Genomic DNA, 12,283 nt, shown 5'->3' on the forward strand with positions numbered 1-12,283 from the left:
CAACGACCGCAAGCGGTAGGGTGGGCTGATATGGGAGAGAGCAATAAGTATCGAGCATGGCCGGACGAGAGTATCGGCACGTCCTCGGGCGCAGTCTGGCGACAGACCGGAGCGGAGCATGCGAGCATCGCACCGCCCCCATGCGCGTGGAGCAAGGTGTGGCGACAGGAGTTGCATTGTTCCGCCATCCATGAGGCGGGGCATCTGGTGGTCGCGCGCCAGCGTGGTTACTGGGCGCGTGCGCGTCTCTACTACCCCATGAACGGGGGGAGGCATTCGCTGTACTGGTCCGGGCAGACCATGCTCCAGCCTAATGTATTGCCTGCGGATGCAGTGGCGATCGGATTGGCTGGTTTTATATCCGAGATGGTTCATATCGGCGGTGTCACCATCGCGGATTGCCCGGGCGTGTACGCTCAGGCGGCTTATGACGATTTCACCACGCTGTCCGTATCCGACCGTGCCTACATAGCTTCCGCCGGCGGTATCGATCCGTTCGATCTGCAGCCTCGGCACATTGCAAAGGTCGCCAGAGAAGTGGCGATACTGCGCACCGAAATTCGCCGTGAGGCGGCGGTACTGATCAGGGCGGCCCAGGCGCTGCGATTGAGATAGCGGCGCTTGTTGCCCGTTTTCGGGTAGCTGGCGGGGCTGCTTTTGCGATCATGTGCACCTTGGCGGCGTTGCGATAGGCGGCGGCTGGCAAGGTGGCCGTGTCGGGATATGGTATTGCCCGCTGCCCTGCGCTTGTGCTCAATCGCTTTCCCGGCCGCTTCGCGGATGTCAAGTTACCTCCCATCAGGTTCAAAAAAGCGATTCAGCGGCTCATCACCGACTGCGCTTTGCATACGTGCCTAAGAGCGCAGCCTCGCTGATCACATGCCCCTGCATGGCCCGACGCAGCTCCGTCGCACTCGATTGCTGGGGTACTTCGAGTAGCCGGTCTAAAGCGTAGAGGTGAAAGAAATAGCGATGACGGCCGGTCGGAGGGCAGGGGCCACCATATCCACTGCGCTTCCAGCTATTCATTCCATCGTGGATCGCAGCCGAGAGTTCTCTTGGATCGACATTCTCGGGTAGTCCGGGCAGCGTCGGTGGGATCGCATAGAGTACCCAGTGATACCAGGTTCCGCGCGGTGCATCGGGATCCGAGACGATGAGCGCCAGGCTGCGCGTGCCGCTCGGAATGTCGCTCCAGGCAAGCGGAGGCGAGATATCGCAGCCGTCGCAAGTATAACGCGTGGGTACGGTGCCGCCGTGCGCGAAAGCCTCCGAGCTCAGATTCAGGCTTCCGGCGCTGGCCGTGCCGATGACACCGAGCGCGAGCGAGCCAACAGTTGCAGCCAGGTAAGCTATTCCACGCATGGCCCGCATCCTCTGCTGATTCGCCCTCTAGGATGCCGGCGGGCGCTTTAGCGGGTGGCGCTGCGCGCTTGCAGATAGCTGATGAGACGCGCTGTGCGTTCCTCGCCGGTGAGTGCGCCCGCCTTGGCACTTGCGAGCAGAGCCGCCGGCCAGGTGTCCTCCGCCTCGAGCAATTCGTCGAATGTACCCCACCATACGATCCGGAAATAGGGGTGTACGCAAGCATTGTAAGCCGCTTGCGCTTTGTCGTTGTAGCCGATGACATCGACCGGGGTCAGAACATCCACCAACCGCGGCTTCACCGCGATCAGATCGCCCATTTTCATGCCCCAGCGTCGGGGCTCCATGCGGGTGAGGTACTGAGTGAGTTCGGCTACCGACCGGAACCACTGAATTATCTCCGTCCCGTCCGCGCTGGCGGTGGCGCAGCCGTGCCTAAAGCGTTGTGGATCGCGTTTGACCGTAATCTCGGCCACATCTTGGAATTTCTTGCCTTCCCAAGCATACATCGCCATGGTGCTACCCATTGAAATTGGTTTGCCTCATACGCAAGGATAAACGAAACAAATAGGAAACGGCTCATGCATCAGGAGACCAAAGAGTTCGCAACGCCGGGCCGCTGTATTCAGGAAATCACGGCGGATGTGGCCAGCGTGGTTCGCGAATCCGGGATTCGCAGCGGTCTTTGCCAGCTATTCATCCACCACACCAGCGCCTCGTTGATTATCTGCGAGAACGCCGATCCGGCGGTGCGTGAGGATCTGGAGCATTTTTCACAACGCCTGGTGCCCGACGGCGACCCTTTGTTCACGCACCGCGAGGAGGGTGCGGATGATATGGCGGCCCATGTCCGCACCGTGCTCACTCAGAGTTCGCTGGCCATCCCCGTGGCCGACGGCCGCCTGGCGTTGGGTACGTGGCAGGGCCTCTTCCTATGGGAGCATCGCTACCGCGCTCAACAGCGCCGCATCACGATTACTGTGCTCGGCGAGTGACCGACACCACCCCGGTTCAGGCTGCAGTGTGCTATCCTTGCGCTGCTTCTTGGCAGAACGACAATAGTGACCACGCATGGCGGCTCGACATATATACCGGGTGATCTTCCACAATCAAGGCAAGGTCTACGAGATTTACGCCAGGAAGGTTGCCGATAGCGGAATACTCGGCTTTGTGCAGATTGAAGAACTTATCTTCGGCGAGCGCACCCAAGTGGTGGTCGATCCCGCAGAGGAGCGATTGAAGGGCGAGTTCGACGGAGTCAAGCGCACCTTTATACCCATGCACGCCATTATTCGCATCGACGAGGTGGAGAAACAGGGCGTCGCCAAGATCACCGATGCCGAAGGCAACATTGCCCAATTTCCGATGCCGATGTATCGGCCCGATCGGGGCGGTGGCGGCGACCGCAGCTAACCGGCAGGCGATTGAATCAGGGGCTCTTCTAATATACCTTGCGTACTGCGAAATTGGAGTAACGAGCAGCCTAGCGTGCTCCGTCGGTCACGCGCCTGGGCGATTTTCGAAGTGGACAAGGCCAGCTTATCCGGAGAGGTGTCCGAGCGGTCGAAGGAGCACGCCTGGAAAGTGTGTGTACCTCACGGTACCGAGGGTTCGAATCCCTCCCTCTCCGCCAATCAATTCGATTAACTGGCTGAATTAAATCAGTATTATCGGTTAGTTAAGCGACGCAGCCCCCTAATTGGTCCCCATGTAGGCGTTTGTCTGATTGCCTAGCTCTATCCGAAGCACGCCTGCCGGATGGCGATCAAATGCTCACCGGCAAGTGCGCTTTCGGTAGCAGTCAGACGATTCCAGGGATTTCTTTCATGACTCACCGGGATTTACCTTAGACGGCGGTTTAGCTGGTGACCACTCCAGACAGCAGTTGGCCCCGTCGAAGGCGATTAGTCGTCCAGGCGTGTATCAGTTACCTCGAAACTCGCTCCGCACCGTGCAGACACCCTGGCTAAGTGTTATGAGGGCCGTGGTTTGGAGAAAGCGGCGAATCTGGCGAAAATGGTTGCTACGCTTGGCTTTCGGCGTGGCGGGCATCTGGCGATTGGCGGCGAAAACTGGCGAAAGTTCTCTGCCACCCGTCATGCTACTCGGCTGTATCCCGGATCCCCGTTAACCGGATGTCCCATCCGGTCTCCGCGAGCAGCCGTCCCGGCATGGCCCGCTGGGTAATGCCACGTGTGCTCCATGTGGTTCTGACCGGACCTGGTGGCCTCGCCACGGTTGGCGTCGCTGCTGGCTACATGCTTGCTTGGCGTATGGTCGCCCGCTAGTGCGAAAAGGCCCGTGATCCGTGACTCCTCGATTGACACGTCCCTGCGATGGTCGCTCACTGGCCAAAAGCTGCCATACGCAACAAAAGCCCACTGATGCCGAATTCTTCTGATTGTTGCGCGGCGGATGATACTGTCGAACTTCTTTACACTAACGTACTGTATTTGAGCGATTTGTTGCGCTGCTCTATTTTATCTATTTGATTAGTCGATTGATTGTCAATTACAACTTAAATATTGCCAATGCTCAATATGCGTCGGTTTTGCTTCCATAACCCCAAACGCCGCGTCCGTTCGGAACCGCGGCCGGCGGAGAGAAGTCCTCGAAAGCATATGGGCAGGGGGAACACTATGAACCCAGACCAACAATTCCTGGATGCGCTCGCCGGCGAACTGGCACGCCTAAATCACGAGTTGAGCCACACCACCAGTTGGGTCAAGCAGGTTCAAGCCGGCAAGCAGTCCGTCGAACTTCTCAAGCACGGTCTCACGAGGCGCGATGTCGAATACTGAGCTCGTGGCGCCATCCGGGCTCAACAGAAGACACGGGCCAGGTTGGCGAAGATGTACGCACGGTTCAACTCCAGAATCCACGAGTGATCGCAAGACCTGATCAGGGCTACACGCGTCACGATCGCCATGCGCGTTGCTCCATGTCCCATCGTTTTGCTTCCATACACTCATGGTGACACCGCCATCTTGTGCACCGACTATCGCTGCGAGGCCGCACCCTTGGCCACGGCGATGTTCGCCCGCTGGTCGCAGGAGAACTTCTTTAAATATGCCCGCGAATACTTCGTTTTGGACCGCCTGGCGGACTATCGTATTGAGGTTGTTTCCGACCCCCTGCGGGTCGCCAATCCAGCGTATCGTCACCTCGATGGGCACGTACGCTCGGCCACCGGCAAGCTCACTCGGCGCTTAGCCAAGTTCGCCGCCATGACTCTCGAGGAGCCCACCGAGCCACAGCGCGTCGAACCATTCCTACGGCACAAGGCGGCGTTGCAAGAAGAAATCGAGGCTCTGTAGTAGGAGCTCGACACCCTCAAGGTCCAGCGCAAGGAAACCCCTCACCATATCACCGTCGCGGAGCTGCCCGAGGCGGCGCGCTTCCGCCAGCTCAGCACCCAGTCTAAGCACCTCGTTGACACCATGAAGATGATTGTCTACCGCGCCGAGATGGCGATGGCCAACAACCTGCGCGAGACCTCACACGCCCCGACGAGGCCCGTCGGCTGTTGCGCGCCCTCTACACCACCGAGGCGGATCTCCTACCGGATCGCGAGGCGGGAATCTTGACCGTGCGGCTGCAGCACAGCGCCAATGTCGCCAAATGACCGGGTGATCGAGAAACTCTGCGAGGAATTCAACGCGACAGAGAAGCTGTTCGCGCAGACGAATCTACGCCTGGTGCTGAAGCTGGGTTCGAAGTAAATTCCTCGAAGTCAGTTCATTTGAACATAGGGATGATTTCGCTCCGGTTAAACCAAAATAGGAATGATTGGCTATGTCTACGCCGTTCTATCCAGTACCCACACTGTCTGTTTCCGGTGCGACATGTCAAAGGTGTGCCAGGAAAATACGCAGCGCACTGGCTCCGTTAGTGAGTGATCCCGAACAGATATCAGTGGATCTTGACCAGCAAACTATTTCCCTGCCCTCAGGCACAGACGTCCAGATTGCTGCGGCGGCGGTGACCGAAGCCGGTTACCCCGCGCAGCCGTTAGCGCCAACGAAGAAGCCAGGCGACACCAAGCAACCCGTCTCGCTGCCAAAGACGGGCGCAAGCTCTGCCAATCCGCAGACAAACAAGGCCAAGCCCAGTGAAGAACTAACATATATTGCCGTTACTGGCGCCACCTGCGCCTCTTGTGTCCGCACCATCGAACAAGCGTTGATGTCGGTGAGCGGTATTACCTCGGCGCACCTGAACCTGGCGGACAACACCGCGACCGCTGGCGGCGAGGCCGATGCAGACCAGCTGGTTAAAGCCATCGAACAGGCCGGGTACGGCGCCCGCGTGATCACCGATCCCGACACCGCTGATGTGCAAGCCGATCAGGCCAACCGGGCACAGTACCGTTCCCTGCTGCTCAAAATGGCCGTCAGTCTGGGCCTGGGGTTCGCGTTGATGGTGTGGGGCATGGGTTTCGATTCCATGTCTGTAACCGACGCCAACCAGACCAGCTGGTTTGTTCTCGGCATTGTTACCCTGGTGGTTATGGCCACCACCGGCGGGCACTATTTTGTCGGTGCGGTGAAAGCACTGCGTCACGGCAACAGCAATATGGATACACTGATTGCGCTGGGTACCGGCACCGCGTGGCTGTACTCCATGGTCGTAGCAGCAGCACCCGGGTTACTGCCGGAAATGGCACGACATGTCTATTTTGAAGCTTCTGCCATGATCATCGGCTTCATAAACCTGGGTCAGGTGCTGGAGCTGCGCGGTAAGGGAAAAACCTCAGCAGCCATCCGCCGGTTGCTGGATTTGCGTGCAAAAACGGCACGGGTCATTCGTAACGGTGAAGAGCACAACATTCCGGTTGAAGAGGTTCAGCGCGGCGATCACATCCGCGTCCGTCCCGGCGAAAAACTGCCGGTTGACGGTATTATGATTGAAGGCGAAACCCGCATTGACGAAAGCATGCTCACCGGCGAACCCATGCCGGTGGCCAAGACCCAGGGCGACGAGGTATCCGCCGGCACTCTCAATACCCGCGGTGCCATGGTGTACGAGGCCACCCGGGTTGGTAGCGAAACCGCTCTGGCGCAGATCATTCAGTTGGTAAAAAAGGCCCAGGGATCCAAACCCGCCATCGGCAGACTGGCCGACCGCATTTCGTCGGTGTTCGTACCCAGCGTGGTGGTCATCGCGCTGGTATCGGCCCTGGTATGGTATCTGCTCGGGCCGGAGCCGAAAATTGCCCACATGATGATCGCAGCCACCACCGTGCTGATCATCGCCTGCCCCTGTGCCCTGGGGCTGGCCACCCCCATGTCGGTCATGGTAGGGGTGGGCAAGGCTGCGGAATACGGCGCACTCATCCGCCAGGGCGATGCCCTGCAACTGGCTGGCAAAGTGGATCTGGTGATTCTCGACAAAACCGGCACCATCACCGAAGGCAAACCGGCGGTCACCCAGGTTGTTGCACTGGATAATGACGAGTCTGCGTTGCTGGCGCTGGCGGCGGGTTTGGAGCAGCATTCCGAGCACCCGCTAGCCGACGCCATTATGGCGGAAGCGAAATCCAGACAACTGGCTCCGCGCCAGGTCAGCGGCTTTGATGCCCGCAACGGCCAGGGTGTGCAAGCCACCTGCAACAACGCCACCATCCGCATTGGCAACCGCCGTTGGCTCGAAAGCGAGGGGGTTGATCTGGCGGCGCTGCGTACCCACGAGCACAGCATCGCTGCCGAAGCCGGTACGCCGCTGTTTATCGCCCGCGACCGGCAAGCGCTGGGGGTGATCGGGGTGGCCGATACCATCAAGGCCGACTCCAAAGCGGCCATTGCCCGCCTGCACGAGGCCGGTATCCGCGTGATGATGGTCACCGGCGATATCGGTGCCACCGCCGAGGCTATCGCCAAACTGACGGATATTGATGACATCCGTGCGGAGGTATTGCCTAAAGACAAAGCCGCCATCGTGGAAGAGATGCGCAAAAAAGGCCATGTCGTCGCCATGGTGGGTGACGGCATCAACGATGCCCCGGCCCTCGCCGCCGCCGACGTTGGCTTTGCCATTGGCACTGGCACCGACGTCGCCATTGAAAGTGCGTCAATTACCTTAATGCGCGGCTCGCTGCACGGTGTGCCGGATGCCATTGAAATCTCCCGTGCCACCGTGCGCAATATTCATCAAAACCTGTTTGGCGCGTTTATTTATAACACTCTGGGTATTCCCATTGCCGCTGGCGTGCTCTACCCGGTCTGGGGCATGCTGATGAGTCCTATTTTTGCGGGTGCCGCCATGTCCCTGTCCTCGGTAACCGTAGTCACCAACGCCAACCGTTTGCGACTGTTTAAAACCAGCACCCCTAATCAACTCCAGTCCCATACCGATAAAGGAAAAGAAGCATGAAACGCGCACTACATAGTCTCAGCCTTGCCGTTGTTCTGTCTTCCGCCAGCACACTAGCGGCGGCTGACACCAAGCCTGAAATCACCGTATATAAATCCCCCACCTGTAGCTGCTGCATCGATTGGGCTAAACATATGGAAGCCAGCGGTTTCAGCGTCAAGCGCATCGATACCAAGCGTATCAACACCATCAAGGCAGACGCAGGGCTGACCCCGGATCTGGCCAGTTGTCATACCGCCTTTATCGACGGTTATGTCATTGAAGGCCACGTGCCGGCAGACGACGTTAAGCGCTTGCTCGCAGAATCCCCAGACACTCTGGGGCTATCGGTACCGGGTATGCCCATTGGTTCGCCCGGCATGGAGATGGGCGACCGGCACGATTACTATCAGGTGCTGATGTTTAACGACCGCGGCCAGAGCCGGGTGTTTGCCGAACACAACTGACACGGTCAGGGAAATCTTTCAGTCATCACGCGCGGTGGTTCGACGCTCTCCAGTGTGCCGGGGCAATACGCAAGCCTCTACGACAACGTTTTCATACCGGGTAACCACTTGTTAGGTAAGGCAACAACCGGCGTCTTCAAGTATCCGGAGATCTATCATTGGGACTGGCAGAAAATGCGCAAGCGCGTAAGCGACCACGTGCCGGTCTACCTCGTGCTCGGTGCCCGCGAACTCATGCTACGCAAAGGCGGTAACGCGCTAGCCGATGGCCTAATCAATGCCAACGCCGCCACGCGACTGCATCGATCTCAACAGCGCCGGCGCGGAGCAGCTTGAGCGGCTCGTGTAGGTGGGGTCGGCGCGGGCGAAGGCGATAATCACGCGGGTGACCGTGGCATTCCGTCGGCGAATTCGTGCGAGCAAGGGGGGCTTGGCAAGGCGCGTGTAAGTGACATCGTGGCGTCCGGTCAAATCTGCCCACGGTGCCCATTATGGATCGCCTGCACGCGCTCGGCATCGGTGTCATCGCGGCGCCGCGGCCAGCCATAGAAACCGCTCCTGGAGGCCTGTATGACTCGGCAAAGCATGCTCACCGGATAATTCACCTTCCCCGCCTTAATGAATTGATACCTCAGATCGACTCGTCGGCGAAGAAGGCGGCCGCTTTTTTAGAATATCTCGTTCCATCCGGAGCTTGCGTCTCTCCTCGCGCAGCTGCCGTAGCTCCACATTCCGCTCATCTCTCTTCGCCGATGGTCCAACGCGCCCGGCCTTCGCAAGGGTAGGATACACGACAAGGGGTGCGCTGAATTACGACGGCGTCTGCTGATGGCGCTTCGCCGGGCAAAAGCTTGCTTTGATCCGGTGAACGGCAAGTGCAGATCATAGATGCGGCTTGTCCGATCGCGGATTGCGGTGCGAGCTTCCAACAGCGGTGCGAACCTACCGACCGGGCGGGTGGGCAGCGTTTGAACGCCGGTCCATGGAACGTCTCAGGAGAGAAAAGCGATGTCGCGGAGTCCAACCTCCCATCCGCGCGATGCCAGCGACGAGGCCCTTCGCACGTTTCTCGCTTCGGCGCATAGGGTCGATCTGGCATTATGGCTAAGCCAACTGCCTCGTGACGAAGCGTGGCAGCACCTTTCCGGTCTAGAACTATCGCGGCAGGCAATGGTCTTCGAGAACCTGCCACTGGATGTCCAGGTCGCCATGGCACGAAAGGTGCCGCGACAGAGTCTGGCCCGGATCGTCCATGCCATGGATGCTGATGGTCGCGCGGACTTCTACAAACGGCTTTCGCCCGGCGAACAGGATCGGCTGGCCGGCGACCTGGAGCCGGAGGATCGCGACGATGTTCTGAGGCTCTCGACCTATGCCGAGGAGTGTGCGGGTGCGATCATGACATCCGATTACGCGACGCTCGACGCCGATATGACCGCTGAGCGCGCGCTTGCGGAGTTGCGCCGGCAGGCTCCGGGCACCGAAACGATCTATCGCTCCTACGTCGTGGATCGCGACCATCGCTTGATGGGATCGGTTCGACTGCACGCGTTGATCCTGTCCGCCGACGATACGCCAATCACGGATCTGATGGAGTCGGCGCCGGTTTCGGTCGCGCTCGACACTGATCAGGAAGACGTCGGGAAACTCATCGCGCATTACGATTTGCTCGCCATTCCCGTAGTGGATTCTGACGGGCGATTGATGGGCATCGTTACCCATGACGATGCGGCCGATGTAATGCAGGCCGAAGCTACCGAGGATTTTCAGAAGATCTCCATCGTGCTGCCCTTCACGCAGAACCTGCTCCAGGCGGGGATCGGCATGCTCTATTCGAGGCGCATCGTTTGGCTGACGCTACTGGTGTTCGGAAACCTCTTTTCGGGCGCCGGCATCGCCTATTTCGAGGATATGATCCTGGCCTATGTCTCGCTTGTCTTCTTCCTGCCGCTTCTGATCGACAGCAGCGGCAATGCGGGGTCGCAATCGGCGACGTTGATGGTGCGAGCACTGGCCACGGGGGACGTGGCTCTGAAGGACTGGCGCGATCTGATCCTGCGCGAACTGGCTGTCGCAGCAGCGCTTGGGGGGACGATGGCGGCGGTGGTGTTTCCTGTTGGCGCGTGGCGCGGCGGCGTGGATATCGCTCTGACCGTCGGCCTGACGATGTTTGCCGTAGTGATGATCGGCAGCCTCGTCGGGATGTCGCTGCCTTTTCTCCTCAGTCGCTTGCGGCTTGACCCGGCGACGGCGAGCGGGCCGCTGGTCACGACGATTTCGGACGCAACCGGCGTTCTAGTCTACTTTTCGATCGCAACGCTAATTCTCAGTCTCTGATCATTAAAGCCTGTCCATGATTTTTGATATACGCGAGAGTGGAGAGGTGAGGAAGAAAGCCTATCCCAGTGACATTACTCGCGAGCAGTTTGAACAGATCAGGCCATTACTGGAGAGTGCGCGCAAGCGCACCAAACCGAGGACGGTGGATCTCTATGAGGTGTTCTGCGCGATCCTGTATCTACTCAAAAGCGGTTGTCAGTGGCGAATGTTGCCAGGCGAGTTTCCGAAGTGGCGCACGGTTCATTCCTACTTTGCCAAGTGGAGCGAACCGTGAGGAGAGGGTGGCAGCCTGCTGGAGCAGGCGTTAAAACAATCAGGTTGGCGCGGCCCGTACCAAACAGGGGCGCAGCGCCACAACGAGCTTTTTGATCGTTAATGCATAGAGTGTGAAGAACACGGACAGTGCTGAACACAAGGGATATGACGCGGGCAAGAAGGTCTCGAGAATCAAGCGCCCTATTGCGGTGGATACCCAAGGGTTGCCGCATGCCATTGCGATCACCACGGCCGATGTGACCGACCGCAAAGGGGCCTTGGCGGCCATGGATCGCTGCGCATCGAATCTACAGCCGGTTCAGAGCGTATTGGTGGATGGGGGCTACACGGGGCGCCCTTTTGCGCAAGCCGTACAGAAGAAGCTCCAGGCGACGGTACAGGTGGTCAAACGCACGAAGCGCACACCTTTGCCGTGCTGCCCCAGCGTTGGGTTGTGGAACGCTCCTTCGGCTGGCTGGAAAAATGCCGCCGCTTATGGAAGAACTGCGAGCGTACGCTCAATACCAGTCTGCAGTTCGTCCATCTGGCGTTTTTGGCACTGTTGCTTCGGAGATTGTGGGCAGGCTCTTAGAAGCTGTCTGGGCAAATGTTATACGCATTTTGCGAGCATGAGGCGCAGCATAGCGATTCGCACCCTATTCTCGGCCGAGAGCGGCAGGATTTCGTAGTCCTTGGACAGGCGGCGGTAATTGCCGAGCCAAGCAAACGTTCGCTCGCCGATCCAGCGCATTGGCAAAACGGCAAAGGTATCTTTGATCTTTTGGGCGATGTGCCGCTTCAATCCCAACGTGTTCTCGACAAAGCCAACGGCTGTGCCACGATAGCCCGCATCGTCGGAGAAGCCCTTCACCGCGCTCAGGCCGGGTTTAATGAGGTGTCACAAGATGGGCCGGGAATCGCTGGCGAGACGGAAACCTTCGGCACCGGCTAGCCCAGCAATGACTTTGCCGAGCGCCAGCACGCCGAAGATGAGGAACAGCACGGCTGCCGACCGATGCACCCAGCGTGGCGAGACCCTGCGGAGCAACGTTCGGCCAACGAGAATTCCCAACAGCGAGACGGCCCATAAAGCAAGGGTCCCGCCGACGAACACGGACCAGAGTGCCCCCGATTGCGCTGCGAGCGCGACCATTGCCAGCTGAGTTTTGTCGCCCACCGCTGCGAGAAAGAGCAACGCGAATGCCGAGGCCAGTGCGCTGTAGTCCACGGGATGCCTATGTCGGTCTCTTTTTGGAACAGTGAACACGCTGGCGTCACGGTATCAAATAACCGGCCCACCAAGCCTAATTTGTCTCTGGACAAACAAGTCGAGTGCCTGAATCGCTCAACCAAGACAGCTACCATCAAGGTACCATTATGACGAGTTACAAGAGCAACGATTCAGCGGCTGACCTCGCGCCATCCGCAACCCATCCTGGCAGCGTAACCGGTCCGTGTCCTGCAGACTGTGCCGGGACTCTATAATCAGATCAGTTGATCACGCT

General features: G+C 58.9%; 15 protein-coding genes, 1 tRNA gene and 2 pseudogenes. 13 read left to right on the forward strand and 5 right to left on the reverse strand.

Annotated features, from left to right (window positions below):
• The first annotated feature begins 30 nt into the window (after window positions 1–30).
• On the forward strand, window positions 31–615 hold the full coding sequence (locus NB231_RS11815; RefSeq protein ID WP_005003116.1) for a hypothetical protein: 585 nt from the start codon (window positions 31–33) through the stop codon (window positions 613–615).
• A 213-nt stretch (window positions 616–828) separates the two neighbouring features.
• Here the strand turns inward: NB231_RS11815 and NB231_RS11820 are convergent, their stop codons facing one another.
• The gene (locus tag NB231_RS11820; RefSeq protein ID WP_156776996.1) at window positions 829–1,365 is read right to left on the reverse strand and encodes a YbhB/YbcL family Raf kinase inhibitor-like protein; all 537 of its coding nucleotides are present in this window, start codon (window positions 1,363–1,365) and stop codon (window positions 829–831) included.
• 47 nt (window positions 1,366–1,412) lie between these two features.
• Window positions 1,413–1,880, reverse strand: a complete 468-nt coding sequence (locus NB231_RS11825; RefSeq protein WP_232210461.1) for a hypothetical protein — start codon at window positions 1,878–1,880, stop codon at window positions 1,413–1,415.
• A gap of 66 nt (window positions 1,881–1,946) precedes the next feature.
• Between NB231_RS11825 and NB231_RS11830 the strand changes: the two genes are divergently transcribed.
• The 8 genes and pseudogenes from NB231_RS11830 to NB231_RS11865 all read left to right on the forward strand — a co-directional run bounded on the left by NB231_RS11830 (window position 1,947) and on the right by NB231_RS11865 (window position 8,519).
• Complete coding sequence (locus NB231_RS11830; RefSeq protein WP_005003121.1) at window positions 1,947–2,360, forward strand: secondary thiamine-phosphate synthase enzyme YjbQ; 414 nt, start codon at window positions 1,947–1,949, stop codon at window positions 2,358–2,360.
• A gap of 76 nt (window positions 2,361–2,436) precedes the next feature.
• Window positions 2,437–2,778 (forward strand): DUF1820 family protein, encoded by a 342-nt coding sequence (locus tag NB231_RS11835; RefSeq protein ID WP_005003122.1) that lies wholly within the window; start codon window positions 2,437–2,439, stop codon window positions 2,776–2,778.
• A gap of 132 nt (window positions 2,779–2,910) precedes the next feature.
• Window positions 2,911–2,998 (forward strand) — tRNA-Ser (locus tag NB231_RS11840).
• Between the two features lie 1,006 nt (window positions 2,999–4,004).
• Window positions 4,005–4,166 carry a hypothetical protein gene (locus tag NB231_RS11845; protein ID WP_005003126.1) on the forward strand — a complete coding sequence of 54 codons (162 nt, stop codon included), beginning with the start codon at window positions 4,005–4,007 and terminating at the stop codon, window positions 4,164–4,166.
• Between the two features lie 126 nt (window positions 4,167–4,292).
• Window positions 4,293–4,952 (forward strand): annotated as a pseudogene (locus NB231_RS20155) (putative transposase).
• A 304-nt stretch (window positions 4,953–5,256) separates the two neighbouring features.
• Window positions 5,257–7,737, forward strand: a complete 2,481-nt coding sequence (locus tag NB231_RS11855) for a heavy metal translocating P-type ATPase (protein ID WP_232210462.1) — start codon at window positions 5,257–5,259, stop codon at window positions 7,735–7,737.
• Window positions 7,734–8,183, forward strand: a complete 450-nt coding sequence (locus NB231_RS11860; protein WP_040662304.1) for a DUF411 domain-containing protein — start codon at window positions 7,734–7,736, stop codon at window positions 8,181–8,183. Before NB231_RS11855 ends, NB231_RS11860 begins: the two co-directional genes overlap by 4 nt.
• 54 nt (window positions 8,184–8,237) lie before the next feature.
• Complete coding sequence (locus NB231_RS11865; RefSeq protein WP_005003135.1) at window positions 8,238–8,519, forward strand: hypothetical protein; 282 nt, start codon at window positions 8,238–8,240, stop codon at window positions 8,517–8,519.
• A gap of 131 nt (window positions 8,520–8,650) precedes the next feature.
• Here the strand turns inward: NB231_RS11865 and NB231_RS20060 are convergent, their stop codons facing one another.
• Window positions 8,651–8,776 carry a hypothetical protein gene (locus NB231_RS20060; protein ID WP_269593423.1) on the reverse strand — a complete coding sequence of 42 codons (126 nt, stop codon included), beginning with the start codon at window positions 8,774–8,776 and terminating at the stop codon, window positions 8,651–8,653.
• Window positions 8,777–9,191: 415 nt separating this feature from the next.
• On the opposite strand from NB231_RS20060, the gene mgtE reads away from it, so the two are divergent.
• The 4 genes and pseudogenes from mgtE to NB231_RS20355 all read left to right on the forward strand — a co-directional run bounded on the left by mgtE (window position 9,192) and on the right by NB231_RS20355 (window position 11,370).
• A complete protein-coding gene (mgtE, locus tag NB231_RS11870) occupies window positions 9,192–10,520 on the forward strand; it encodes a magnesium transporter (protein ID WP_005003147.1) in 1,329 nt (442 codons plus the stop codon).
• Between the two features lie 16 nt (window positions 10,521–10,536).
• Complete coding sequence (locus NB231_RS20345; protein ID WP_005003148.1) at window positions 10,537–10,797, forward strand: IS5 family transposase; 261 nt, start codon at window positions 10,537–10,539, stop codon at window positions 10,795–10,797.
• Window positions 10,798–10,909: 112 nt separating this feature from the next.
• Window positions 10,910–11,107 (forward strand): annotated as a pseudogene (locus NB231_RS20350) (transposase); the annotation flags it as partial.
• On the forward strand, window positions 11,107–11,370 hold the full coding sequence (locus NB231_RS20355) for a transposase (RefSeq protein ID WP_408634408.1): 264 nt from the start codon (window positions 11,107–11,109) through the stop codon (window positions 11,368–11,370). The pseudogene NB231_RS20350 and the gene NB231_RS20355, both read left to right, overlap by 1 nt.
• An 18-nt stretch (window positions 11,371–11,388) precedes the next feature.
• Here NB231_RS20355 and NB231_RS11880 read toward each other — a convergent pair whose 3' ends face one another.
• Both NB231_RS11880 and NB231_RS11885 read right to left on the reverse strand, forming a co-directional pair.
• Window positions 11,389–11,649, reverse strand: a complete 261-nt coding sequence (locus NB231_RS11880; protein WP_005003151.1) for a transposase — start codon at window positions 11,647–11,649, stop codon at window positions 11,389–11,391.
• 27 nt (window positions 11,650–11,676) lie between these two features.
• The gene (locus tag NB231_RS11885) at window positions 11,677–12,006 is read right to left on the reverse strand and encodes a TMEM165/GDT1 family protein (protein ID WP_005003153.1); all 330 of its coding nucleotides are present in this window, start codon (window positions 12,004–12,006) and stop codon (window positions 11,677–11,679) included.
• Window positions 12,007–12,283 lie beyond the last annotated feature (277 nt).

This window comes from Nitrococcus mobilis Nb-231 (assembly GCF_000153205.1).
Lineage (GTDB): Bacteria > Pseudomonadota > Gammaproteobacteria > Nitrococcales > Nitrococcaceae > Nitrococcus > Nitrococcus mobilis.